Origin of the sequence: Bradyrhizobium sp. ISRA436 (assembly GCF_029910015.1) — a bacterium.
GTDB lineage: Bacteria > Pseudomonadota > Alphaproteobacteria > Rhizobiales > Xanthobacteraceae > Bradyrhizobium.
Map to the genome: position 1 here is coordinate 1667849 of NZ_CP094519.1, position 23560 is coordinate 1691408.

A 23560-nucleotide genomic window follows, 5' to 3' on the forward strand; every position below is an offset into this window, starting at 1 on the left:
ATCGCATCCGAGATGCGATCCGGGTGAGGGGGGTCTCCGCGCACGTTACGGCCCGCTGGTTTGCGGAAGCAGCCCCTCACCCCAACCCTCTCCCCGTAAGAACGGGGAGAGGGGGAAGAGCTACGATCTCTGCAGCAGCAGGCTCAATTCGAGATCGCGGAACATGGTGTAGTTCCGGCGGATCCATTGATGCAGCTCGGTCGATGAATCCTTCTCATGGCGCAGATATCCCGTGAAGGAGAAGTTCAGCCGGTCGATATAGGTCTTGAGGAATACCGGCAGCGCGCGGCAGCGCAGCACGCGGCTGCGGGACATCGCCGGCGGCAACTCGCCGCGCACCACGAACTCGTTGTCGATCACGACGAGCGCATTCGGTGGGATCAGCCGGTACAGCGTGTCGTAGGCGCGCGCCGAGACGCGGTCGATGTCGGCGACGAACAGGATCACCGGCGCGACGCGGCGGCGCAGCGCCTCCTTCATCAGCCCGATCTCGTCGCACATTTTGAAGAATTCGTCGAAGGCGTGGTAGCCGAGGTCGATCACCTTGGCGATGCCGTCATTGATGATGACGCGGTCCATCAGCTGCATCTTGCCATAGGTATCGATCACGTCGGCGGTTTCCGTGATCCGCGGCAGATAGTCGACCAGCGACGGCTCCTTCAGATTGATGTCGAAGGAGATCACGTCGCCGTTCTTCAGCAGCAGAAATTCGCTCAACAGCCGCGCGATCAGCGTCTTGCCGACCTGCGGGCGGGGCGAGCAGATGATGTAGACGGGCGTGGATGACATCGCCCGCTATATCAGACCAAATTTTTGCCTAATCCAGCCCCATCGCTGCCCCAAGGCGCGACTATTTTTCGCCGCGGGTGGTCGACTTGGCGCCGACCAGATCGGTCAGCTTGATCCGGTCGTACTCGCTCCAGACGTTGGCCAGCCAGTGCCGCACATAGCCGCGCAGCACGAAGGAATAGTTCGCGGCGTCGTCGTTGATGAGCTTGTTGGCGACGAACTTCAGGAACGGGACGGAGGCGACCTCGACCTGCTCATAGGCCATTTCGTTGAGCTTGGGGATCGTGAGGTCGGTCGCATCCTTGATGCGGTGGAAGTAGGAGTTGTAGGTCGACTGGTCCCACTGGAAGAACTGGGTGTCGTTGATGAAGTTCTTCACCAGGAAGTACTTCGCGCCGGTCATGAAGTTGGCGGTCTCGGCGATCTCATCGAGCGAGGCGATCGACGGGCCCAGTATATGGAACACGGCGAAGGTGATCTGGCCGGAGCGTGCCGCGTCGAGGAAACCGATGTCGCGCAGCGAGGCCAAAGCAGGCGAGAGCAGACCGGCGCGGACGTCGATCACGGTCACCGAGGGGCCCGAGCTCAGCGTATCGAAGATCTTCATCTGGTCCGCGGTCGTCGTCATATCGACGATCTCGGTGATGTCAGGATGGAAGCGCCTCAACGTTCCCCGCGGCGATTCGGTGTCGAACGCCCGGGTCTGCACATTGTTGGCGCTGAAATAGTCCAGGAGCGTCCGCGAAACGGTAGTCTTGCCGACCCCGCCCTTGTCAGCGCCCACCACGATCACAACCGGCTTTGCCATGGAAGTCCCTTAAAAGCGCGCTCCCGATCGCGAGGGCGATCGGCAAGTCCCCACGCCTGCTTTGGGCGCGAACATGGCAGAATCGAGGGAGAATTCAATTCCTTAACGAGCCCACATTTGGTTTGGTGGGGATTTCCTTAATGGAATGAGAGGGCTGTGCCGGACTTTAGACGTGTCGGCCCCAAGGTCCCCGAGGCGCATCTTGCGCCGGGTCGGGGGCTGGCAGCGGCGGCGTACCATCGGGCGTTGTGGCCTCGCCCCAGGGGCCGCGGTGCGGTGGCTGACCGGTGATGGTGTCCGGCTGCTCGGCCGGTGTGCCGGCATCGTCCGGATTGTCCTGGGGCAGGGCCAGCGGCCCCGGATCGCGGCCGCCCGCATATTTCACCAGCGCATCGACCCGGGATTGTATCGACGGGTGGGTCGCGAACAGGTCGGCGAAGCCCTCGCGCGGATTGTCGACGCAGAGTTCCATCACCGCCGACGTCGCACCCGGCAGCTCGCCGCGGTTCTCGATCTTGCGCAGCGCCGAGATCATCGCATCCGGATTTTTCGTCAGTTCGACCGAGCCGGCATCGGCCAGGAATTCGCGCGACCGAGACAGCGCCAGCTTCACGACCTGCGACAGCAGCCAGGACAGCAGGATCAGCACGATCGCGATGATGATCACGACGATCGCGCCGCCGCGCGAGCCCTTGCCGTCGCGGTCCGACGAGGAGGACGATGAAGACGAGGAGGATGACGAGGACGACGACCAGCCGCCGCCGGTCGAGTTCCACGACAGATTTGTGAAGATGCGGAAGAAGAGCTCGCCGAAGAAGCCGACCACACCGGCGATGATGACGGCGACCACCATTAGCTGCACGTCGCCGTTCCTGATGTGGGTGAGCTCGTGGCCGAGCACGGCCTCGATCTCCTGGTCGTTGAGCGTCTTCAGCAGGCCCGTGGTGACGGTGACGGCGTATTGCCGCGGGTTCAACCCGGTCGCGAACGCGTTCAGCGCCGGACTGTCCATCACCTTCAGCTTCGGCATCCGGATGCCGCGCGAGATGCAGAGGTTCTCCAGCAGATTGTAGAGACGCGGCTGCTGCTGCCGCGTCACCTGTTCGCCGCCGGTGACGGCATCGATCATGTCCTGGTGGAAGAAATATGCGATCACGATCCAGGTCGCGGCAGCGATCGTGGCCCAGGGGAAGGCAGACATCAGGTCGTGCGCGGCCCGTGTCAGGTAATGGTCGACCGAGCGGCCGCTATCGATCACCACCTCGCCGACCAGCGCACCGGCATAGACCAGCACGTAGATCAGCAGGAACAGGCCGCCAAGCAGCAGCAGCGAACGAAACTTGTTCGATGCGATATGCGTGTAGAGACCGTAGGCGGCCATCAGGAAGCTGCCTTTCGCCGACGCGCTTCGCGCCTCAGAACTTCACGCTCGGCGCCGTCTCGACGTCGGCGCGGCCGGTGCCGAGGTCGAAGAAATCCTTGCGGGTGAAGCCGAACATGCCGGCGAACAGCGCGGCCGGCATCTGCTGGATGCCGGTGTTGTACTCCTGGACCGCATTGTTGAAGAAGCGGCGGCTGGCGGCGATCTTGTTCTCGAGATCGGAGAGCTCCGCGGCGAGCTGCTGGAAGTTGGCGTTGGCCTTGAGATCCGGATAGGCCTCCGACAGCGCAATCAGCCGGCCGAGCGCGCCGGAGAGCTGGTTCTCCGCCGCCGAGACCTGCGCCGGCCCCTGCGCCGACATCGCCGAATTGCGCGCCTTGATCACGTCGTCCAGCGTGCCGCGTTCGTGCGCCGCATAGCCTTTCACGGTCTCGACCAGGTTCGGGATCAGGTCGTGGCGCTGCTTGAGCTGAACGTCGATGTCGGCAAAGGCCTGGTTGACCCGCTGGCTGAGCGCGACGAGGCGGTTGTAGGCGCCAAATGCAAACAGCACGAGAAGGACGATGACGCCGATAACGATCCAGCTGGTCGACATGACGGGACAGCTCCTGATGGGACGACACGGCGGCAGCGTAGCCCAAATCAGGGCACACGACAGCCCGCCGCGAAAAGGTGGGCAAAGCTTTGGTCGGCGATGGTGTCGAATTAGTTCAACAGTGCTCAGTCGTCCCGGCGAAGGCCGGGACCCATACGCCGCGGCTTTTCCTTGGGCACTGGGGCCAACGCCGTTCTCAACCATTGGCGTTGGTGGTCATGGGTCCCGGCCTTCACCGGGACGACCTGCAACGGATGTTTGATCGCCGACCAGCGCGTCGCCCCAGCGCCAGCGGCGGGCGCGCGCGTAATCGGTCTTGGCGCGGCGGGGAATCCTGGTGACGACGACGCCATCAGCCGTACACAGCTTGGCTGAAATCTCGACCTTGCCGACATCAGGCTGCGCCAGCACCCGGAATGGACGCGTGGTCACCGGCGCGCGTGTCAGCGCGACATAGGCAAAGCGTTCGTCCTCGAACGGCACCTCGGCGCCCTTGACCTGCTTGTGCGCGCGCAAGCGCTGCAGGCGCTGGGAGAAATGGCACCAGTCGGGTGCGACCAGCGGGCAGGCGCCGTCATACGGGCAGGGCGCGGCGACATGGGCGCCCGCCGCGATCAACTGCGCGCGGAGCGAGACGATCCGTGCATAGCCTGCGGGCGTGCCGGGCTCGACCACCAGCAACGTATCCCTGGTCCTGGACCACAGCGCCTCGGCCAGCGCCGTGCGCTCGGCATCTCCGATCTCGCCCATCATGTAGCTCGCGATCACGAGGTCGGCGGATTCGGCCTGTGCGAGCAGGGCTTGAGCCTGTCCGAGCTCATAGGTGGCAGCGTGCAGGCGCGTGCTGTTGCGAACGAGCTGCTGCGCGAGCGTTCGCAACGCGCCATTGGCGTCGAGCTGAGTAAGGCGTCGCAGCGAGGAGAATGCTTCCGTCGCCGCCCAGGTCGCGGTCCCCGGCCCGGCGCCGACGTCGAGCAACGTTGTGGGGGCGAAGTCCGGCCTGACCTCGGCGAGCGCATTGAGGCTTGCGACGACTGCCGCATAGGTCGCGGGCATCCGCGCCAGCGCGTAGGCGAGCGCATCGGTCTTGGACCTGATCGTCCCGGAGCCGCCGCCTTCGCGATAGGTTTGCGAGATCACCGCGGCCCGGCTCGCCGCATCGTTGCGCGACAGGCCTTCGAGTCTGGCGTTGAGCGCAGCTTTCAGTTCGGCGGGGAGATCGGGCGATGTCATAAGACGTACTCTCCCCACGTCATTGCGAGCGCAGCGAAGCAATCCATAGCGCCACTTGTGGAGACGTGGATTGCTTCCGCCTTCGCTCTTCGAGCGACGGCGGACAAGTCGTCGCTATCGCTCCTCGCAATGACGGTGCTGAGGTATCACGAAAATGACGTCGACGCGTAGGCGTAACCCTAAGCCACGTTCTGGTCGAGGATATCCACCGCACCCTGCAGGTCCACGGAGACCAGCTGCGACACGCCGCGCTCTGCCATGGTGACGCCGAATAGCCGGTTCATCCGCGCCATCGTGATCGGATTGTGCGTGATGATGATAAAGCGCGTCTCGGTCGAGCCGGTCATCTCGTGCAGCAGGTTGCAGAACCGTTCGACGTTGTGGTCGTCGAGCGGCGCGTCGACCTCGTCCAGCACGCAGATCGGCGACGGGTTGGTGAGGAACACCGCGAAGATCAGCGCCAGCGCCGTCAGCGCCTGCTCGCCGCCCGAGAGCAGCGACAGCGTCTGCGGCTTCTTGCCCGGGGGCTTGGCGATGATCTCGAGGCCGGCCTCGAGTGGATCGTCGCTCTCGATCAGGTGCAGCGCCGCTTCGCCGCCGCCGAACAGCTCGACGAACAGCCGCTTGAAGTGGTTGTTGACGGTCTCGAACGAGGTCAAGAGCCGCTCGCGGGCCTCGCGGTTGAGGCTCTGGATGCCCTGGCGCAGCCGCTTGATCGCCTCGACGAGATCGTCGCGTTCGGTGGTCAGCGCGGTGTGCTGGGTCTCGACCTCCTTGAGCTCCTCTTCGGCGCGCAGGTTGACGGCGCCGAGGCGCTCGCGGTCGCGGCGCAGCTTTTCGAGCTCTTCCTCGATCTGGGCAACCGGCGGCAGCTCCGCGCCGGGTTCGATCTCGGCCATGGCAGCCACGGCGTTGGGTTCGACCTCGAGCATGTCGTGGATCTCGCGCTCGATATCGGCGAGGCGGCGGCGGGTGCCTTCCATGCGCTCCTCGGCGCGTGCGGTGGCCTCGCGGGAAGAGGAGAGGGCTTCGAGCGTAGCCTTGGCGACGCGGTCGGTTTCCGCCATCGCGGCTTCGGCGGTCGCGAGCGCATCGGCGGCGATGCGACGATCGCTTTCGGCGTGCTCGATCTCGGAGATCAGCGCGCTGCGCTTCTCGGCAAACACCTCCGGCGCGTTGGCGAGTTCCTCGCGCTCGGCCGAGACTTCGGCGATGCGGGCCTCGATGGTCTCGACCTGCGAGGCCGCGCTGGTCTTGCGGTTCTGCCATTCGTTGCGCTCGGCGAGGATCGCCTGCACGCGGCGGTCGGCGAGCTCGGCCTCGCGGGCGAGCGCCTGGGCCTCGGCGCGGACCTGCGCGGCGCCACGGCGCTGGTTGTCGATCTCGGCGCGAACCGCGGCGAGCTGGGCCTCGGTCTCGACGCTCGGCGGCAGCTCGGACAGGGCCGCGACCGCGCTCTCATGCGCGGCTTCGGCCTCGGCGCGGTCGGCGGCGACGCGGCTGTGGGCCTCGGTCAGTGCCGATTTGCGCGCGGCATGGCGGTTGATCTCGCGTTCGGTCGCGGCATGACGCTCGCGTGCGGCGTCGGTCTCGCGGCGGGCTGCCCGCACCGCTTCGCGGGAAGCAGCTTCGGCTGCCGATGCAGAGCGCAGTTCCGCTTCGGCCGTCTCCAGCGCCTGGCGCTTGGCGGTGGCATCGATGCGGGCCTGTTCCAGATCCTGCTCGATATCAACGAGGCGGGCGCGTTCGGCGAGGCGGCGTGCCGCGCCGGTCGGCGCATGCGCGTCGGCGACGAAGCCGTCCCAGCGCCAGACGTCGCCTTCCAGCGACACGAGCCGCTGGCCGGTCTTGAGCTGCGACACCAGCGCAGCGCCGCGTTCCTTGGCGACGACGCCGATCTGCGCCAGACGCCGCGCCAGTTCCGGCGGGGCCTGCACATGGTCGGCCAGCTGCACGACGCCATCGGGCAGGGCCGGATCGCTGCCGTCGGCGCCGACATTGGTCCAGCGCATCGGCGCGGACGGATCGACCGGCGCGTCGAGATCGTCGCCGAGCACGGCGCCGATCGCCTTCTCGTAACCCTTCGCGACCGTGATGCCGTCAATGATCGGCGGCCACAGATTCTTGGTCTCGCTGTTGACCAGCTTCGAGATGGTGCGCGCTTCGGTCTCGAGCCGCTGCACGCGTTTCTCGGCCTCCGTAAGCGGGTTGCGGGAGGACTCCAGCGTCTGCCGCGCCGCGGCGTGATGCGCCTCGCTGGCCTGCACGGCGGCCTCGGATTCGGCCAGCGTCTGCTGCGCCATCTCCATGGCGGCTGCGAGCGCATCGATGTCGCCGAGATTGCCGGTTTCCTGCGCGAGCTTTTCCTCCTCGGCCTGGACGTTGGCGATCTCCTGATCGAGCCGCGCCAGCCGGTCGCGATGGGTGCGCACGCCGGCCTCGAGCTGGTTGCGCTTCGCGGTGAGGTCGGCGAGCTGCGTGGTGAGCTCGGCGAACTGCCGCTCGGTTGCCGCCAGAATGGCTTCGGCTTCCGCGACGCGCTCGTCGACGCCGGAGCGCTTCTCGACGCGCGACTTGATCTCTTCCCTCAGCTCGGCGTCTTCGGTGTCGAGCCGTTGCAGCGCGATGTCGGCGTCCGAGGTCTGCTGCTGTTCGCGGGCGATGTCGGCAGCAAATTGCGTCAGGCGGCGATCGAGCTCGCCGACGCGCTCCTTGGCGCGCTGTTCCTCGCGGTCGAGCATCTCGCGCGCATTGGTCAGGCGCTGCAGGCCGGCGGCGGCGCGCGCCTCGGCATCGCGCAGCGCCGGCAACTCGGCGGCGCGGATCGCCTGGATGCGGGCGGCTTCGGCTTGATGCTGGGTGCGTTCGGCCATCTCGCGCACGGTGAGATCGTGGGTGTGCGCGGCGTCGTTGACGTCGGCATTGGCCTCGATCCAGCGCAGGTGGAACAGCATGGCCTCGGACTTGCGCACCTTCGCCGCCACCTCGCGGTAGCGAATCGCCTGACGGGCCTGCTTCTTCAGGCCATCCATCTGGCCGGTGAGCTGGCCGATCACGTCCTCGACGCGGGTCAGGTTGGTTTCGGCCGCCTTGAGCCGTAGTTCCGCTTCATGGCGGCGGGCGTGCAGGCCGGCGACGCCGGCGGCATCTTCCAGCACGCGGCGGCGCTGCTCGGGCTTGGCCTGAATGATTTCGCCGATCTTGCCCTGGTGGACGAGGGCCGGCGAGCGCGCGCCGGTGGCGGCATCGGCAAACAGAATCTGTACGTCGCGCGCGCGCACGTCGCGGCCGTTGATGCGGTAGACCGAGCCCGCCTCGCGCTCGATGCGGCGGGAGATTTCCAGGATCTGGCTGTCGTTGACGGCGGCCGGGGCCGAGCGATCGGCATTGTCGATCGTCATCACCACTTCGGCGTGGTTGCGCGCCGGACGATTGCCGGAACCGGCGAAGATCACGGCATCCATGTCGGCGGCGCGCAGTGACTTATGCGAGGTTTCGCCCATCGCCCAGCGCAGCGCTTCGACCAGATTGGATTTGCCGCAGCCGTTCGGTCCGACGACGCCAGTCAGGCCCGGCTCGATCATGAAGTCGGTGGGATCAACGAACGACTTGAAACCGTGGAGGCGGAGGCGCGTGAGCTTCATGTACACAAATCTCGCTTGGCCGGGCGCGAATCTCCCTGCCGTGACAATACCATAGAAGGCAATGTCGGTGTGTGGGTGAGTCGCTGCGTGCAGCTCTCATGGAGCGGGACAATGGCGAGGCCCGCGCAAGAGAGCAACCGCTTGACGCGGCTTTTCCCAAGGGATTTGCAGGGGTTTTGCAGCAGTTTTGCGACTTCGACGGGCCGCAACAATCCGATTTCGGCAAACCGAGTTTTCAACAGCGAATCGATGCGCTAGCTCAATTCCGCGAACGCGATTTCACCGACGATCACGGTGTCGTCGATGAAACAGCGCGAAACGCCCTCGATCTTTCGGACGTCGATGGCGAAATTCTGTCCGATCCGGCCGGTTCCGATCAGCTCTTGAGGAGCGGATCGATGTGCTTGCTGAATTCCTCGAACGAGGTCTCGCCCTTCAGCATCTCGCCATTGATGAAGAAGGTCGGCGTCGAATTCACCTTCAGCACGTCGTTGGCGTATTTCTGGTCGGCGGCGATCTTGTCGAGCAGCTTCTGGTCCTTCAGGCAATCCTCGACCTGCTGTTGGCTGAGGCCGGCCTGCTTGCCGATCCGCGTCAGCGTCTCTGTGGTGTTCTTCATCACCCAGTCATTCTGCTGGCGGAACAGCAGATCGATCACGGCGAAATATTTCGGCGCGTCGTCCTTGGCGATGCAGCGCGCCAGCATCGAGCCGGCGGCCGCCTTGATGTCGAGCGGGAATTCGCGGAACACGTAGCGGATCTTGCCGGTGTCGATGTAGGCCGATTTGAGCTTCGGGAACACGGTCTCGTTGAAGTTGGCGCAGTGCGGGCAGGTCATCGAGGCGTATTCGGTGATGGTGACCTTGGCGTCCTTTGGGCCGAGCGCCATGTCGGGCAGCGACTGCGGTTTGGCGACCTCGGCGGCGGTCTGCGCGAAGGTGCCCGTGATCAGGCGCAGCGGCGAGAGACCGGCGAGGGCGGCAAGCCCGGTGAGCGAGAGAGCGGTGGTGAAGGCGCGGCGCGTGATGATCAAGGTCGGCTCCTGGATTGGCGCATTCACGCCGAATGAATGAGGGGTCCCCGAGAGAAGCTTTCGCTAGCTTGAAACGACTATTGTGGCAATGGCGGGTTCCATTGGCCGACTGGCCCAAAAGCGTCAATTTCGCTTGATCGAGGCGCCCAGCCGCGCCAGCGCCGCGCGCAGTTCCTCGTCCTCCACCGCCGCAAGGTCTTCTGCCACTTTGGCGACCGCCTTCGCGTCCGGCGGGCGGGGGCGTGCCGGGCGATTGCGTCGCGACAATGGCGCCTGCCGGATGGTCAGCCGGCCGACCGCATGCCAGCCGAAGAAGCGATTCACCCGCTCCAAGATGACGTCGGAGGAGTGCTGGATCTCCAGCGCCATCGGCCCCTCGACCCGCAGCACCAGCGTCGCCGGCTCCTGCGGCTGCCCCTCCACCGGCCGCGGCCATTGCATCTTGAGTGGTTCGCAATAGGCGGCAATCCGCTCGCCGGCGATCTCGCTCCAGCGCGTCACCAGTTCGCGCGCGGCAAAGCCCTGCTTGGCATAGGCGTCGGTGAAGACGTCGCTGAGCAGGATCGACAGGGGCTTTGCGCTGACCGGGACGGGCTTGGACATGGGAGGGTTATAGCAGCGTGGCCAACGCAACCGAAACCATGTCAATCGTCATTGGACGGCTCGCCCCGGCCATCCCCGTCTTTGTGCCCATGAAGAAAGACGTGGATGCTCGGGACAAGCCGCGGGCATGACGTGGAGAGATCAGCATCGGCGCCTTAAAGTAGATCCATGAGCTCGCGCGCCGCCGCAAAAGCGAAACTGAAGGAAGCTCGTGCCGACCGTCCGGCGCGGCTGCTGGCCTGGTATGACCGGCATCGCCGGCGGTTGCCGTGGCGGGCGGCGGCTGGCGAACCGGCGGATCCGTACCTTGTGTGGCTGTCGGAGATCATGCTGCAACAGACCACGGTGAAGGCGGTCGGGCCCTATTTCGAGAAGTTCGTGTCGCGCTGGCCCGATGTCACCGCGCTCGGCCGTGCGTCGCTCGACGACGTGCTGCGGATGTGGGCCGGGCTCGGCTATTATTCGCGGGCGCGCAACCTGCACGCCTGCGCGGTCGTCGTGCGCAATGAGCATGGCGGGGTCTTTCCCGATACCGAAGCCGGCCTGCGCAAGCTGCCGGGGATCGGGCCCTACACGGCGGCGGCGATCGCCGCGATCGCGTTCGACCGCCGCACCATGCCGGTCGACGGCAATATCGAGCGCGTCGTCACCAGGCTCTACGCGGTCGAGGAGCCGCTGCCGCAGTCAAAGCCGCTGATCCAGCAACTGGCCGCGACATTGCTCGGCCCATCTCGCGCCGGCGACGAGAAGTCTCGCGCCGGCGATAGCGCTCAGGCGCTGATGGATTTGGGTGCCACGATCTGCACGCCGAAGAAGCCGGCGTGTTCGCTGTGCCCATTGAACGACGACTGCGCGGCGCGCGCGCGCGGCGACCAGGAGACGTTCCCGCGCAAGGCGCCCAAGAAGAACGGCACGTTGCGCCGCGGCGCGGCCTTCGTGGTGACGCGGGGCGACGAATTGCTGGTGCGCTCGCGCCCCGAAAAGGGCCTGCTCGGCGGCATGACCGAGGTGCCGGGATCGGACTGGCTTGCCGGTCAGGAGGATAAGGCGGCGCTGGCGCAGGCGCCCCAGCTCAAGAGCGTCACCCGCTGGCACCGCAAGGCCGGCGTCGTCACTCACGTGTTCACGCATTTCCCGCTGGAGCTGGTCGTCTACACCGCCAGCGTTCCGCCGCGGACGCGCGCGCCTGCGGGCATGCGCTGGGTGCCGGTCGCAACCATCGACGGCGAAGCGTTCCCGAACGTCATGCGCAAGGTCGTCGCGCACGGTCTCGATCTCTGAGCATGATCCGGAAAAGTGTGAAGCGGTTTTCCTCGCGACAAACGCGGAACGCGTTTGCGCGGAGATCATGCTCAAACAAGAGGCTAAAGCGCGATGACGATTCAACCCAATCTCATCGCGCTTTAGCGCCAGCTCAACCTGCTGACACCATGCTGGCAGCAGGGCTCGGTTACGACCTCGGGCAAACGGAGGCCGCCATGATCGCAACCGCGCTCGACCACAGCCCCGCGCCGCCCTGTGCCAAACTGCTCGGCTGGCGCCTGATCGATGCTCGCCCGCAGGACGGCTGGATCAGGATCCTGTTCGACGGCAAGGAGGCCTTCTGCAATCCCGCCGGCTTCGTCCAGGGTGGCATCCTCTCGGCCATGCTCGACGACACGATGGGGCCTGCGGTGTTCGTGATGACCGAGGGCAGGCTTTACACCACGACGATCACGATGAATGTGAACTTCCTGGCGCCTGCGAAGCCCGGGCCGATCACGGGCGAGGCGACAGTGACCCAGCTCGGCAAGACCGTTGCCTTCGTCGAGGGCCGGCTGACGGCCAAGGACGGCACGCTATTGGCCACCGCGACGAACAGCGTTCGGCTGGTGGAATCGGCGCGGGCGCTGCGGTAGCGGAATCCGCGCTTCAGCCAAATCCGTCATGCTGAGGTGCTCGCGTAGCGAGCCTCGAAGCATGACGGGATAGAACTCGCGTCCCGTTCAAGCCGCGCCCGCCCGCGGCACGATTGGCGGTTTGGCGTTCAAGCCCTCGACCTGGAAGCCGGCGACGCGCTTGTAGTTTGCGGCGATGCCTTCGAGCTCCTGCTGCGACAGCACCTCGGTGACCACGCCAAACCCGTTGGGCGCGCGCTCCTCGACGAGCTGCATCACCTGCTCCGGGCCGTTGCGGCGGTTCAGCATTACCAGGTCAGTGGTGGCCGGCCGCCGCTCGGCCTCGTAGGCGATCAGCGCCGCATGGCTCGGGCCCTGCGCCAGGATCTCGCGGGTCAGCACCCGCGCATCCAAAATTGCCTGCGAGGCGCCGTTGGAGCCGATCGGGTACATCGGATGCGCGGCATCGCCCATCAGCGTGACGCGGCCGAAGGTCCATTGCGGAATCGGATCGCGATCGACCAGCGGATATTCATAGGCGTGCGGACAGTTCCGGATCAGGCCCGGCACATCGAGCCAGTCGAAATTCCAGCTCTCGAACCACGGCAGGAACTCGTCGAGCCTAGCGGTGCGGTTATAGTCCTCGCGGCGCCACTGATAGGTCGGCGGCATGTGCCGCTCCGCGACCCAGTTGATGTCGTATTTGCCGTCGGGGCCAGCTTCCTTCGAGATCGGATAGCAGACGAATTTCAGGATCTCGTGGCCGGCCATGATCATGGTGCGGCCGGTGAGGAAGGCATTGGCGCGGGTGATGCCACGCCACAGGATGCGACCGTTCCAGATCGGCGGCCCTTCGTCTGGATAGAGCTTTTCGCGCACCGCCGAATGGATGCCGTCGGCCGCGATCAGGATCGCGCCATCGTGACTGCCGGCGGGCTTGCCGGTCGCGCGGTCGATGAAGTCGGCGCGGACGCCGTCTGCGGTCTCGGTCCAGCCGGTGAGGTGATGGCTGGTCAGGATGTTTGCTGCTCCCAGCCGCTCGGTCGCGGCATCGAGCAGGAGTTGCTGCAGCCGGCCGCGATGGATCGAGAATTGCGGCCATTTGTATCCGGCCTCCAGCCCGCGCGGCTCGCTCCAGATCGGCTTGCCGTGCTTGGAGAAATAGGCGAGCTCCCGCGTCCGCACCGCCTCGGCGTCGAGCCGGTCATCCAGGCCGAGCTCGATCAGTTCCCGCACCGCATGCGGCAATACGTTGATGCCGACGCCGAGCGGCCTCAGCTCGGGCACGCTCTCGAACACGCGGCAGGGAACGCCGATCTGGTGCAGGCTGAGCGCCAGCGTCAGCCCGCCAATTCCGCCACCTGCAATGAGTACAGTCATGAAAAGCCCTCTTGATCCGGCCGGTCATGGCATGGCGGTGGCATTGTGGGCAACCGCGAAAGCGCTGCGGCGTTGGGTGGGGATGGACGGCAAACGGCGGTGCCGTTAATTTCTGCCGCGTCAAAACAAGAAGCGACGGCCGGGTTCTGCCGAACCGACAAGGCCCGAAAAGGACAGCACCATGCTCAAGCTCTATTTTGCCCCCGGGACCTGCGCGCTCGCCTCCCATATCGTGCTCGCCGAAGCCGGCGCGCCCTACACGACCGAGAAGCTCGACTTCAAGGCCAACCAGCAAAACAGTCCGGAGTACCTGAAGCTCAATCCAAAGGGCCGCGTGCCGACGCTGGTGACCGATCGCGGCGTGCTGACCGAGACGCCGGCGATCCTCGCCTATATCGCGCAGAGCTTCCCGCAGGCAAAGCTCGCGCCGCTCGACGACGCGCTCGAGTTCGCCAAGCTGCAGGCCTTCAACTCCTATCTCTGCTCGACGGTGCATGTCGCCCACGCCCACAAGGTGCGCGGCGGCCGCTGGGCGACGCAGGAGAGTTCGTTCGCCGACATGAAGACGATGATCCCGAAGACCATGGGGGCCTGCTTCAACCTGATCGAGCGCGACATGCTGAAGGGCCCATGGGTGATGGGCGACAGCTACACCGTCGGCGATGCCTATCTCTACACGCTGACGCTGTGGCTCGACGGCGATGGCGTCGACATCGCGACCCTGCCCAAGGTGAAGGCGCATCGCGCGGCGATGGAGCAGCGCCCGGCCGTGCAGAAGGTGCTCGCCGAGCAGAAGGCGTAGCATCTTCACCCAGCCGCGCAGGCAGGGCGAAGAAAGCGCGTCATTGCGAGCGGAGCGAAGCAATCCACCTCGCCGCAAAGCGAGAGATGGATTGCTGCGTCGCTATCGCTCCTCGCAATGACGTGGACAGAGCGCGCTCACGTCTTCCGCGTCTCCATCTCCCGCCCGGTCTCCAGCATCAGCTGGCGCAGCCAGATCGAGCCTGGATCCATCTGGGCCCGGGTCGGATAGAACATGTGCTGCTCGTCGATGCCGGGATCGAACGGCGGCGTCACCGTGACCAGCGACAGTTGCTTCGACAGCGCCGAGATCAGCCGGCGGGGCACGAAGGCGACGAGGTCGGTGCGCGCGGTGATGTGCAGCGCCTCGATATAGCCCGGCACCACCAGCGCGATCCGCCGCTCAATGCCTTTTGCGCGCAGCCAGCTGTCGATCAGGTCCTCGCTCTGGCCGCGGATCACCACGGCGACATGGCGCGCGGCGAGGAACGCCTCGCGCTTCCTGAGCTTGGTGCCGACCGGATGGCCGCGCCGTACCGCCAGCGCATCGCTGTCGGTATAGAGCCGCTGGCGGTGAAAGCCCTTGAAGGCGTCGCCGATCGAGATCACCAGATCGATGGTGCGAGCGAATTCGGGCGTGAAGATCGCAGGCCCCCGCCACGGCACCACGTCGATGGTGACGTTGGGCGCCGCCCGCGTCACCTTTTCCATCAGCCGCGGCATCATCAGCTCGACCGCGAGGTCCGGCATCATCAACCGGAAGTGCCGCTCGCTGCGCGCGGCGTCGAAATCGTCCGGGACGAACAGCGAGCGTACCTGCTCAAGGGCCTGCGCCAGCGGTCCGCGCAACGCCTGCGCCCGCGGCGTCAATTCCATCCGAGCGCCGTTGCGCACCAGCAGCGGATCGCCGATCAGGTCGCGCAGCCGCTGCAGCGCGTGGCTGGTCGCCGGCTGCGACAGATGCAGCCGCATCGCAGCGCGGCTGACATTGGCTTCCCTCAGCAGCGCGTCGAGCGCGACCAGCAGATTGAGGTCAAGCGAATTCAAATTCATGTGGTGGATATATATCATGCCACCTATCGATTGGAAGAATAGGCGTCAGCGCCGCAGGATTGGCGGGCAAGGCGTTTTCGAATGGAGCGGGGTTCGCTTCGCGAAGACACCTCAGATCAAAGGCCCATCAATCGAAGGAGTGCCGCCATGAGCGCAGCCGACAACAAGAAACTGGTGCAGGAGATGTTCGCGATCGCCGGTGACCCCGATCCCGCGGTGCGCGAGAAATCGCTGTTCATGGCTGTTCTCGCCGACGACGCGACCTGGACCGTAACAGGGCAATATTCCTGGTCGCGCACCTTCACCGGCAAGCAATCGATCCTCGGCGACCTGCACGGCCACGTCCGCTCGAAGCTGGTCGAGCGCGGCCGCACCGTCGCCCATCGCTTCATCGCCGACGGCGACATCGTCGTGGTCGAGGCCAAAGGCGACAACCTCACCAAGACCGGCCAGCGTTACGACAACGACTATTGCCTGGTGCTGCGGTTCGACGGCGGCAAGATCAAGGAGGTCAGGGAGTATTGCGACTCGGTGCTGACCGAGAAGGCGCTCGGTGCGTTTCCGGCGAGATAGCCACGCTCCACCAGCGAGCGGCAGAAGCGAAAACGGCGCCCCGTACGGGCGCCGTTTTCTTGTCGTGTGGATCGAATCACGCCACCTTGTTCTTGAGGTGGCCGAACATGATGTTGCGGGCCTCGTCGTCCATCTCGGTCTTGAAGGTGTGTTTGTCCTTGAGCGCGATCGCGCGCGCCGCTGCAGGTCGCGCCGAGATCTCGTCGACCAGCCGCTTCACGTTGGGATATTTCGCGTAGCCTTCCTCGCCGAGCACGAACGGCGCCATCCGTGCCCAGCCCCAGAACGCCATGTCGACGATCGAGTAGGCGTCGCCGACCATGTAGCGCGACTTGGCGAGGTGATCGTCGAGGATCTTGTAGTGGCGATGCGCCTCGTACTGGTAACGGTTGTTGGCGTAGTCGAGATCCTTCGGCGCGAAATGCTTGAAGTGCACCGCCTGGCCGGAATAGGGGCCGAGCCCGGTCGCGATGAACATCAGCCAGGACAGCGTGGCGGCGCGGTTGGCCGGCGTGTTGGCGGGCAGGAACTTGCCGGTCTTCTCGGCGAGGTAGAGCAGGATGGCGTTAGAGTCGAACACGAAAGTGCCGTTGTCGTCGATTGCCGGCACCTTGCCGTTCGGGTTGACCTTCAGGAAGTCAGGCGCGAACTGCTCGCCCTTTCGGGTGTCGACCGGGACCGCCTCGAAGGGCAGGCCGGACTCTTCCAGGAACAGCGCGACCTTGTTCGGGTTCGGCGCGCCGTTGAAATAGAATTTGAGCATGAAAGTCTCCCTTTGATGTTGTGACCGACGGAATCGGGACGCAGCGGGGGAAAGTCGCGCGCTGCCCTTCATGTGCAAACTTTATTGCGATGCGCAAGCGACGAGTTTGTGAAAAGGACGCGTGCTGGCGGAAGGAGATATTCAGCAAGCTGTAGGGGTGAGCAGAGCGAAACCTGCCCGCTACTCGCATGCAAGATCACGGAGACGTGGTGAGCACGGCGCGTTGCGCCGTCGCCCACCCTGCAATTCTTGAAGAGCTCAGCTCGCCTGCGCCATCTCGGAACGGATCTCGGCGCGCAGTTCGTCGATCAGCCGCAAGCCGTTCTTGGTCTCGACGTGCCAGAAGGTCCAGCCGTTGCAGGCGCCGGAGCCCTGCGCGACCGCGCCGATGCGGTGGATCGAGCCGACCTTGTCGCCGAGCATGATGGCGCCATCGGCGCGGACCAGCGCGCCATGGCGCTTCTTGGCGTCGACCAGTTTAGCGCCGGGCACGATCATGCCGCGCTCGATCAGCTCCGAGAACGCGACGCGCGGCGCATCGCGGGCGGTCATGAACGGTGCGAGCGTTGCGTTCGGCAGCGGCTCGATCGCGGCAATGCGCGCTTCCGCCGCGGCGGCATAGGCCCGGTCGCGCTCGAAGCCGATATAGTTGCGGCCGAGGCGCTTGGCGACGGCGCCGGTAGTGCCGGTGCCGTTGAACGGATCGATCACGAGATCGCCGGGCTTTGACGACGACAACAGCACGCGGGCGAGAAGCTGCTCTGGCTTCTGCGTCGGGTGCACCTTCTTGCCGTCATTGTCCTTCAGGCGCTCTTCGCCGGTACACAGCGGGATCAGCCAGTCGGAACGTGCCTGCACGTCCTCGTTGGCGGCCTTCAGCGCTTCATAATTGAATGTGTATCCCTTGGCCTTCTCATCGCGCGCGGCCCAGATCATGGTCTCGTGCGCGTTGGTGAAGCGGCGGCCGCGGAAGTTCGGCATCGGATTCGACTTGCGCCACACGATATCGTTCAGGAGCCAGAAGCCGAGGTCCTGCATGATCGCGCCGACGCGGAAGATGTTGTGATAGGAGCCGATCACCCACAGCGTCGCCGACGGCTTCATCACGCGCCGGCAGGCGAGCAGCCAGGCGCGGGTGAAATCGTCATAGGCGGCAAAGGACGAGAACTTGTCCCATTCATCGTTGACGGCATCGACATGCGATTCGTCGGGACGCTTGAGATCGCCCTTGAGCTGCAGATTATAGGGAGGATCCGCGAAGACCAGGTCGACCGAACCGGCCGGCAGCTTCGACATCTCGGCCACGCAATCGCCAATGACGATTCGGCTCGACGGAGTACTCTCAAATTTAGTGCGGGGCGCCCTTGCAGACGCCCCGCGACGCGACACAACCATGACTCAATAACTCTGACTCAGGCGACGCTGTCGGCGACGCGGGACTAAACAACCGACTGGCGATACATTGACCGGGCAAAGTAAAAATCGACTTAATTGGAAATCTTCACGCAGAAGATTGTAGCATCTTTTGAACGAGGTGGCGCGTTGCCATTGGCGTTGTGCTGCAACATCAGCGCGTTCTGCGAAAAATTTTGTCGATCATCAAACCGGCACGATTCGACCGGTAGATTTGCCGTCGCTTGGCAAGCCGTACGCGCCGCGAGTGCGCCTGCGGACTAGGCAATTTTTGCCGGGCGGGTTATTGATTAACAGAATGGAAATTTTAGGTTGGTGTCTGCCCACGTTGGGTCGCCGACTGGAATGAAGGGAAGCCGCCATGCGCTATGATGATTTCCGTCGCAGCGACGACATCGAAGACCGTCGCGACGAAGGCGGGATGGGCGGAGGCGGCGGCGGTTTCGGCATTCCGATGGGCGGCGGTGGCGGCCTCGGCATCGGCACCATCATCGTGCTCGGCCTCCTCGGCTATGCCTTCGGCATCGACCCGCGCATCCTGATCGGCGGCGCGGAAATCCTCACCGGCGGCGGCCAGGCGCCGACCTACCAGACCGACCGCCAGGCGTCGGGAGGGCAGGTCAAGCGCGGCGCGCCGACCGACGAGATGGGCAGCATGATCTCTGGCATCCTCGGCGAGATCGACGACCGCTGGAGCGATATCTTCCAGGCCAGCGGCCAGACCTACACCGGACCCAAGATCGTGCTGTTCCGCAACGCGACCAATGGCGGGCGCTGCGGCATGGCGCAGTCGGCGATGGGTCCGTTCTACTGCCCGCCGGACAAGACCATCTTCCTCGACACCGGCTTCTTCCGCGAGGTCGAGACGCGCTTCCGCGGCTGCTCGGGTAATGCGTGCAAGTTCACCGCGGCCTATATCATCGCGCATGAGGCGGGTCATCACATCCAGAATCTGCTCGGCATCATTCCGCGCGTGACGCGGTTGCAGCAGCAGGCCGGCAGCAAGGCGGAAGCCAACGCGCTGCAGGTCAGGGTCGAGCTGCAGGCCGACTGCCTCTCCGGCGTCTGGGTCAACCGCGAGGAGAAAAAGCGGCCCGGCTTCCTCGAGGCCGGCGACATCGACGCCGCGCTCACCACCGCGAACGCGATCGGCGACGACACCCTGCAGCGGCAGGCGACGGGCAGGGTGGTGCCTGATTCCTTCACTCACGGCTCCGCCGCGCAGCGCAAGCAATGGTTCATGACCGGCTACAAGCAGGGCACGGTGCAGGCTTGCAACACGTTTGGCAGCGGTTAGGAACCGAGACGTTGGAGGTTTTGATCGGTCGTGGCCGGGCTTGTCTTGGCTTGTCCCGGCCACCACGTCTTTATCTCTGGTAGGATGTGAAGACGTGGATGCCCGGGACAAGCCCGGGCATGACGAGAAGAACTAGTCATGTCCTCTATCGACGAATCCAAATCCTTCATCCCGCTCAACGTCGCGGTGCTGACGATTTCCGACACCCGCACGCTGGCCGATGACAAGTCGGGCACCACGCTGGCCGATCGCCTCACGGCGGCGGGTCACAAGTTGGCAGCGCGCGAGATCGTCACCGACGATGTCGAGGCGATCCGCGCCGTGGTCAGACGCTGGATCGCGGATCCTGGCGTCGATGCGGTCATCACCACCGGCGGCACCGGCTTCACCGGGCGCGACGTGACGCCGGAGGCGATCGAGCCGCTGTTCGAGAAGCGGATGGACGGCTTTTCGATCGCCTTCCACATGCTGAGCCACGCCAAGATCGGAGCGTCGACGATCCAGAGCCGCGCCACCGCGGGTGTCGCGGGCGCGACCTTCATCTTCTGTTTGCCCGGTTCGCCCGGCGCCTGCCGCGACGGCTGGGACGGCATCCTGGCCGCGCAGCTCGACTACCGCACGCGTCCCTGCAATTTCGTCGAGATCATGCCGCGGCTGGACGAGCATTTGCGCCGCCCGAAGGCCCAGGGGACGACGGCGTAACGTTCGCTGTGGCCGAGTAGCGACCGCGTAGGGACTGCGCTCCCTCCCCCGCAAGCGGGAGAGGTGAAAGTGGTACCCCACTCTACAGCTCCAGCTCCCAGGTCTCACCGACCAGATCGACGCCGAAGCTGTGGTGCTTCTCTTCCTTGATGCGCTGGAAGCCGGCGCGGGCGTAGATGCCGCGTGCGGCGACCAGAATGCTTTGCGTCCACAGCATGATCTTGCTGTAGCCCTTCTCGCGGGCGAAGCGGATGCACTGCTCGACCAGCGCCCGTCCGACGCCGAGCCCGCGTGCCTTCTCTTCCACCAATAACAGCCTGAGCTTGGCCACCCCATCGGGTCCCTTGACCAGGAAGATCGAGCCGACCGGCTCGCCGTCGACCTCCGCGATCCAGCAATGTTCGCAAGCAGGATCGAACGATTTGAGGAATTGCGCAGCGATCTCGGCGACCAGTGCCTCGAACGAGATGTCCCAGCCATATTCCCGCGCATAGACGGCGCCGTGCCGCGAGATCACCCAGCCCATGTCGCCGACGCGATGGCTGCGCAGCAGGAAGCCGGCCGGCTTGGGCACGGCAGGCTCCATCGACTGCTCGATCGTGCCCATCGCGCGCACCACGGCCGCGCGCTGATTGCCGTCCATCTGCTTCAGGAGTGCTGCGACTTCGCTGCGCGACCGGCTGTCGAGGTCGGAGGCCGCGGCGCGGCCCTTGGCGGTCAACGTCACCTCATTGACGCGCTTGTCGGCCTCCGACGGCGTGCGGGTCACGATCTGGCGGCGCTGTAAAGCCGCCAGCGTGCGGCTGACGAACCCGGCGTCGAGATCGAGCTCGCGCACCAGGTCGGTCGCGGTGCAGCCGTCGTGATGCGCGATCTCGTAGATGATCCGTGCCTCCTGCAGCGTGAACGGGCTGTGCAGGAGCTTCGGCTCGATGATACCGAGCTTGCGGGTATAGAACCGGCTGAAGCCGCGCACTGCGGCGACCTGGCTCTCGAGGGTGTCGTTCGATATATTTGATTTCATCAAATATATTATTTGACGAAATCAAACGATGCGCAAGAGCTTTCTACGCCACCATGATCCGGCTGCGCAGTATGGTGCGGGAGGAGCGGCCGAGACGGCGCAAAAGCCGCGCCTCCGAGCGACGGGCGTCCGGCCGGTAGCCGCCGATCCGTTCGTAATGGTCGCGCGCGATCAGAAGGCCCTGCTCGGCCGAGGGGCCGGCGATCATGCGGGCAACGAATTTGAGGCCGTCGCGCAGGCCGGGGTCGGTGTAGGGCGCGCGGGCGTAGCGGAAGATGCCGGCGCGGTCCCTGCCGCTCGCGGCCACCATCTGGATGAACTGGGTGGTTTCGTCGATCCAGCCCGCGTCGAGCACGGCGCCTGGATGCAGGAACATCAGCCAGGGTGAGCGGGCCTGCTTCGCGCCCGCGGCGAGCGCCGCGGCGCGGGTGCCCTCGAAGCGCAGGAACCGGCAGCCCGCCACGTCGGCGACGCGCTCCATCACAGCGGTATTGGTGCGATCGACCAGCAGCACTTCGCGGATGATTCCCGCGGCCGCGCCCGGTACCAGCGCCGCCAATGTCGCGACCACGGTGCGCTCGACCCCGTCGGTCGGAATGATCACGCTCAGCATGAGTTGAGGCTTCGATGGCTCAAACGGTTGAAAAGCTGAGCCGTGTTATCACCTTGTCACACTCAACGCAGCCTTTGCGGCTGCGGATTCTTGCGGCAGGGTTTTGTGGATTTTTACGATGCTTGTTCTTGATTTGTTCTATCGCTGTGTTAGCTTCACAGCATGAGCCGAGCATCCTCTCATGCCCTCACGCACCCGCCGGTAACGGCGCCCTCCGATAACCCGGCGGGTGCATCTTCCCCTTTTGCCGAGCTTGCGGTCGCGATCGAGCGCGAGCGGCGGCGCGGCCGCGGTGCGCAGTCCAACGCCAGCGGCCGCTACGAGGCCGAGGCGCGGGTCGCCTTCGACGACGGCTGGCAGAGCCTCGACGACCTGCCGCCGTTCAAGACCTCGGTGGCGATCGATACCTCGCGCAAGGTGATCACCCGCAATGACTCGCCCGACATCGGCTTCGACCGCTCGATCAATCCCTATCGCGGCTGCGAGCACGGCTGCGTGTACTGCTTCGCGCGGCCGACCCACGCCTATCTCGGCCTGTCACCGGGGCTCGACTTCGAATCCAAGCTGTTCGCCAAGCCGGATGCGCCCGAGCTGCTCGAGAAGGAGCTGGCGGCGCCGGACTACGAAGCGCGGATGATCGCGATCGGCACCAACACCGATCCCTACCAGCCGATCGAGCGCGAGCGGAAGATCATGCGCGGCATCCTGGAGGTCCTGGAGCGGGCCGGCCATCCGGTCGGCATCGTGACCAAATCAGCGCTGGTGACCCGCGACATCGATATCCTGTCCCGGATGGCCAAGCGCAATCTGGTCAAGGTCGCGCTGTCGGTGACGACGCTCGATCCGAAGCTGGCCCGCACTATGGAGCCGCGCGCCTCGACCCCGCCGAAGCGGCTCGAGGCGATCAAGCGGCTCACTGACGCCGGCATCCCGACCACGGTGATGGTGGCGCCCGTGATCCCGGCGCTGAATGACTCCGAGATCGAGCGCATCCTCGATGCCGCCGCGCATGCCGGCGCCAAGGAGGCGAGCTATGTGCTGCTGCGCCTGCCGCTCGAGGTTCGCGACCTCTTCCGCGAATGGCTGATGTCGAACTATCCCGATCGGTATCGCCACGTCTTCACGCTGATCCGCGACATGCGCGGCGGCCGCGACTACGATTCGCAGTGGGGCACCCGGATGAAGGGCACCGGCCCGATGGCCTGGATGATCGGCCGCCGCTTCGAGATCGCCTGCGAAAAGCTCGGGATGAACAAGCGGCGCACCAAGCTGACCACGGACCATTTCGCCAAGCCGAAGTGCAACGGGCAGCAGTTGAGCTTGTTCTAGGCGGGGCAAGAAGAACCAAGGGCGTCATTGCGAGCGAAGCGAAGCAATCCGTGTCGCAACACTGGGATAGATGGATTGCTTCGTCGCTTCAGCGCAAAATTGCTTTTGCAATTTTGTCGCGAGCGCCTCGCAATGACGGAGAAGGATAATCATGAGTAACACCGCAACCGTCCCGACCCCGCGCTTCACCGTCCTGACGCTCGGCGTCAGCGACATGCGCAGCAGCATCGCGTTCTACGAGTCGCTCGGCTTTACGAGGAAATTCCGCGCGACGGGCGAGGAGGTCGCCTTCTTCGAGACCGGCGGCACTGTGCTCGGGCTGTTCCCGTGGCATCTGCTCGCCGCGGACGCCTCACTGCCCGATCAGCCGCGGCCGGCGGCGTTTCGCGGGGGCGCGATTGCGTGGAACTGCCGCGACGACGCGGAAGTCGATGCCGTCATGGCCTTCGCGCTCTCGAAAGGCGCCAAATTGCTGAAGCCCGCACAGCCGACGAGCTATGGCGGCTATTGCGGCTATTTCGCCGATCTCGACGGCCATGCCTGGGAGGTGGTCCGCGCGCCGGGCTTCGAGGTCCGTGATGACGGGCGGGTATCGCTGCCCGATTAGCGGATTGCCCGCCAGCAATGATGAATAGCGGGGACGGGTGGC

22 protein-coding genes are annotated in these 23560 nt (G+C 65.2%); 8 read left to right on the forward strand and 14 right to left on the reverse strand.

What is annotated here, in order from left to right; translation table 11 throughout:
* Window positions 1-120: 120 nt before the first annotated feature.
* The 8 genes from MTX23_RS07960 to MTX23_RS07995 form a co-directional block, all read right to left on the reverse strand.
* Window positions 121-789 carry a hypothetical protein gene (locus MTX23_RS07960; RefSeq protein ID WP_280976062.1) on the reverse strand — a complete coding sequence of 223 codons (669 nt, stop codon included), beginning with the start codon at window positions 787-789 and terminating at the stop codon, window positions 121-123.
* Window positions 790-850: 61 nt separating this feature from the next.
* Window positions 851-1597 carry a hypothetical protein gene (locus MTX23_RS07965; RefSeq protein ID WP_280976063.1) on the reverse strand — a complete coding sequence of 249 codons (747 nt, stop codon included), beginning with the start codon at window positions 1595-1597 and terminating at the stop codon, window positions 851-853.
* A 166-nt stretch (window positions 1598-1763) separates the two neighbouring features.
* Window positions 1764-2978: a M48 family metalloprotease gene (locus MTX23_RS07970; RefSeq protein WP_280976064.1), complete on the reverse strand. Its 1215-nt coding sequence runs from the start codon at window positions 2976-2978 to the stop codon at window positions 1764-1766.
* 34 nt (window positions 2979-3012) lie between these two features.
* Complete coding sequence (locus tag MTX23_RS07975; protein ID WP_280976066.1) at window positions 3013-3573, reverse strand: LemA family protein; 561 nt, start codon at window positions 3571-3573, stop codon at window positions 3013-3015.
* A 216-nt stretch (window positions 3574-3789) separates the two neighbouring features.
* Window positions 3790-4806, reverse strand: coding sequence for a small ribosomal subunit Rsm22 family protein (locus MTX23_RS07980; protein ID WP_280976067.1), 1017 nt, complete (start codon window positions 4804-4806; stop codon window positions 3790-3792).
* Between the two features lie 179 nt (window positions 4807-4985).
* Entirely contained in the window at window positions 4986-8450 is a 3465-nt protein-coding gene (gene smc / locus MTX23_RS07985) for a chromosome segregation protein SMC (RefSeq protein WP_280976068.1), read from the reverse strand.
* 376 nt (window positions 8451-8826) lie between these two features.
* A complete protein-coding gene (locus MTX23_RS07990; protein WP_280976070.1) occupies window positions 8827-9483 on the reverse strand; it encodes a DsbA family protein in 657 nt (218 codons plus the stop codon).
* A gap of 123 nt (window positions 9484-9606) precedes the next feature.
* Window positions 9607-10086 carry a DciA family protein gene (locus tag MTX23_RS07995; RefSeq protein WP_280976071.1) on the reverse strand — a complete coding sequence of 160 codons (480 nt, stop codon included), beginning with the start codon at window positions 10084-10086 and terminating at the stop codon, window positions 9607-9609.
* A 168-nt stretch (window positions 10087-10254) separates the two neighbouring features.
* Between MTX23_RS07995 and mutY the strand changes: the two genes are divergently transcribed.
* Together mutY and MTX23_RS08005 are read left to right on the forward strand one after the other, a co-directional pair.
* Window positions 10255-11367 (forward strand): A/G-specific adenine glycosylase, encoded by a 1113-nt coding sequence (mutY, locus tag MTX23_RS08000; protein WP_280976072.1) that lies wholly within the window; start codon window positions 10255-10257, stop codon window positions 11365-11367.
* 197 nt (window positions 11368-11564) lie between these two features.
* Entirely contained in the window at window positions 11565-11984 is a 420-nt protein-coding gene (locus MTX23_RS08005) for a PaaI family thioesterase (RefSeq protein ID WP_280976073.1), read from the forward strand.
* An 87-nt stretch (window positions 11985-12071) separates the two neighbouring features.
* Here the strand turns inward: MTX23_RS08005 and MTX23_RS08010 are convergent, their stop codons facing one another.
* Window positions 12072-13343: a flavin-dependent oxidoreductase gene (locus MTX23_RS08010; RefSeq protein ID WP_280976074.1), complete on the reverse strand. Its 1272-nt coding sequence runs from the start codon at window positions 13341-13343 to the stop codon at window positions 12072-12074.
* Between the two features lie 181 nt (window positions 13344-13524).
* On the opposite strand from MTX23_RS08010, the gene MTX23_RS08015 reads away from it, so the two are divergent.
* On the forward strand, window positions 13525-14145 hold the full coding sequence (locus tag MTX23_RS08015) for a glutathione S-transferase family protein (RefSeq protein ID WP_280976076.1): 621 nt from the start codon (window positions 13525-13527) through the stop codon (window positions 14143-14145).
* 137 nt (window positions 14146-14282) lie between these two features.
* On the opposite strand, the gene MTX23_RS08020 is transcribed toward MTX23_RS08015, so the two are convergent.
* Window positions 14283-15197, reverse strand: a complete 915-nt coding sequence (locus MTX23_RS08020; RefSeq protein ID WP_280978000.1) for a LysR family transcriptional regulator — start codon at window positions 15195-15197, stop codon at window positions 14283-14285.
* A gap of 147 nt (window positions 15198-15344) precedes the next feature.
* Between MTX23_RS08020 and MTX23_RS08025 the strand changes: the two genes are divergently transcribed.
* A complete protein-coding gene (locus tag MTX23_RS08025; protein WP_280976078.1) occupies window positions 15345-15770 on the forward strand; it encodes a nuclear transport factor 2 family protein in 426 nt (141 codons plus the stop codon).
* Window positions 15771-15846: 76 nt separating this feature from the next.
* Here MTX23_RS08025 and MTX23_RS08030 read toward each other — a convergent pair whose 3' ends face one another.
* Together MTX23_RS08030 and MTX23_RS08035 are read right to left on the reverse strand one after the other, a co-directional pair.
* Window positions 15847-16533, reverse strand: coding sequence for a glutathione S-transferase family protein (locus tag MTX23_RS08030; RefSeq protein WP_280976079.1), 687 nt, complete (start codon window positions 16531-16533; stop codon window positions 15847-15849).
* A gap of 258 nt (window positions 16534-16791) precedes the next feature.
* Window positions 16792-17928: a site-specific DNA-methyltransferase gene (locus tag MTX23_RS08035; protein WP_280976080.1), complete on the reverse strand. Its 1137-nt coding sequence runs from the start codon at window positions 17926-17928 to the stop codon at window positions 16792-16794.
* 379 nt (window positions 17929-18307) lie between these two features.
* On the opposite strand from MTX23_RS08035, the gene MTX23_RS08040 reads away from it, so the two are divergent.
* Together MTX23_RS08040 and moaB are read left to right on the forward strand one after the other, a co-directional pair.
* A complete protein-coding gene (locus MTX23_RS08040; RefSeq protein ID WP_280976082.1) occupies window positions 18308-19243 on the forward strand; it encodes a neutral zinc metallopeptidase in 936 nt (311 codons plus the stop codon).
* Window positions 19244-19381: 138 nt separating this feature from the next.
* Window positions 19382-19945, forward strand: coding sequence for a molybdenum cofactor biosynthesis protein B (gene moaB, locus MTX23_RS08045; protein WP_280976084.1), 564 nt, complete (start codon window positions 19382-19384; stop codon window positions 19943-19945).
* A gap of 82 nt (window positions 19946-20027) precedes the next feature.
* Here the strand turns inward: moaB and MTX23_RS08050 are convergent, their stop codons facing one another.
* Window positions 20028-20969, reverse strand: a complete 942-nt coding sequence (locus tag MTX23_RS08050; RefSeq protein WP_280976086.1) for a helix-turn-helix domain-containing GNAT family N-acetyltransferase — start codon at window positions 20967-20969, stop codon at window positions 20028-20030.
* A 43-nt stretch (window positions 20970-21012) separates the two neighbouring features.
* Window positions 21013-21582: a glycosyl transferase gene (locus tag MTX23_RS08055; RefSeq protein ID WP_280976087.1), complete on the reverse strand. Its 570-nt coding sequence runs from the start codon at window positions 21580-21582 to the stop codon at window positions 21013-21015.
* Window positions 21583-21744: 162 nt separating this feature from the next.
* Here MTX23_RS08055 and MTX23_RS08060 point away from each other — a divergent pair, with 162 nt between their 5' ends.
* Together MTX23_RS08060 and MTX23_RS08065 are read left to right on the forward strand one after the other, a co-directional pair.
* Window positions 21745-22911, forward strand: coding sequence for a PA0069 family radical SAM protein (locus MTX23_RS08060; protein ID WP_280976088.1), 1167 nt, complete (start codon window positions 21745-21747; stop codon window positions 22909-22911).
* Between the two features lie 151 nt (window positions 22912-23062).
* Window positions 23063-23518, forward strand: a complete 456-nt coding sequence (locus MTX23_RS08065; RefSeq protein ID WP_280976090.1) for a VOC family protein — start codon at window positions 23063-23065, stop codon at window positions 23516-23518.
* The last annotated feature ends 42 nt before the right edge of the window (window positions 23519-23560 follow it).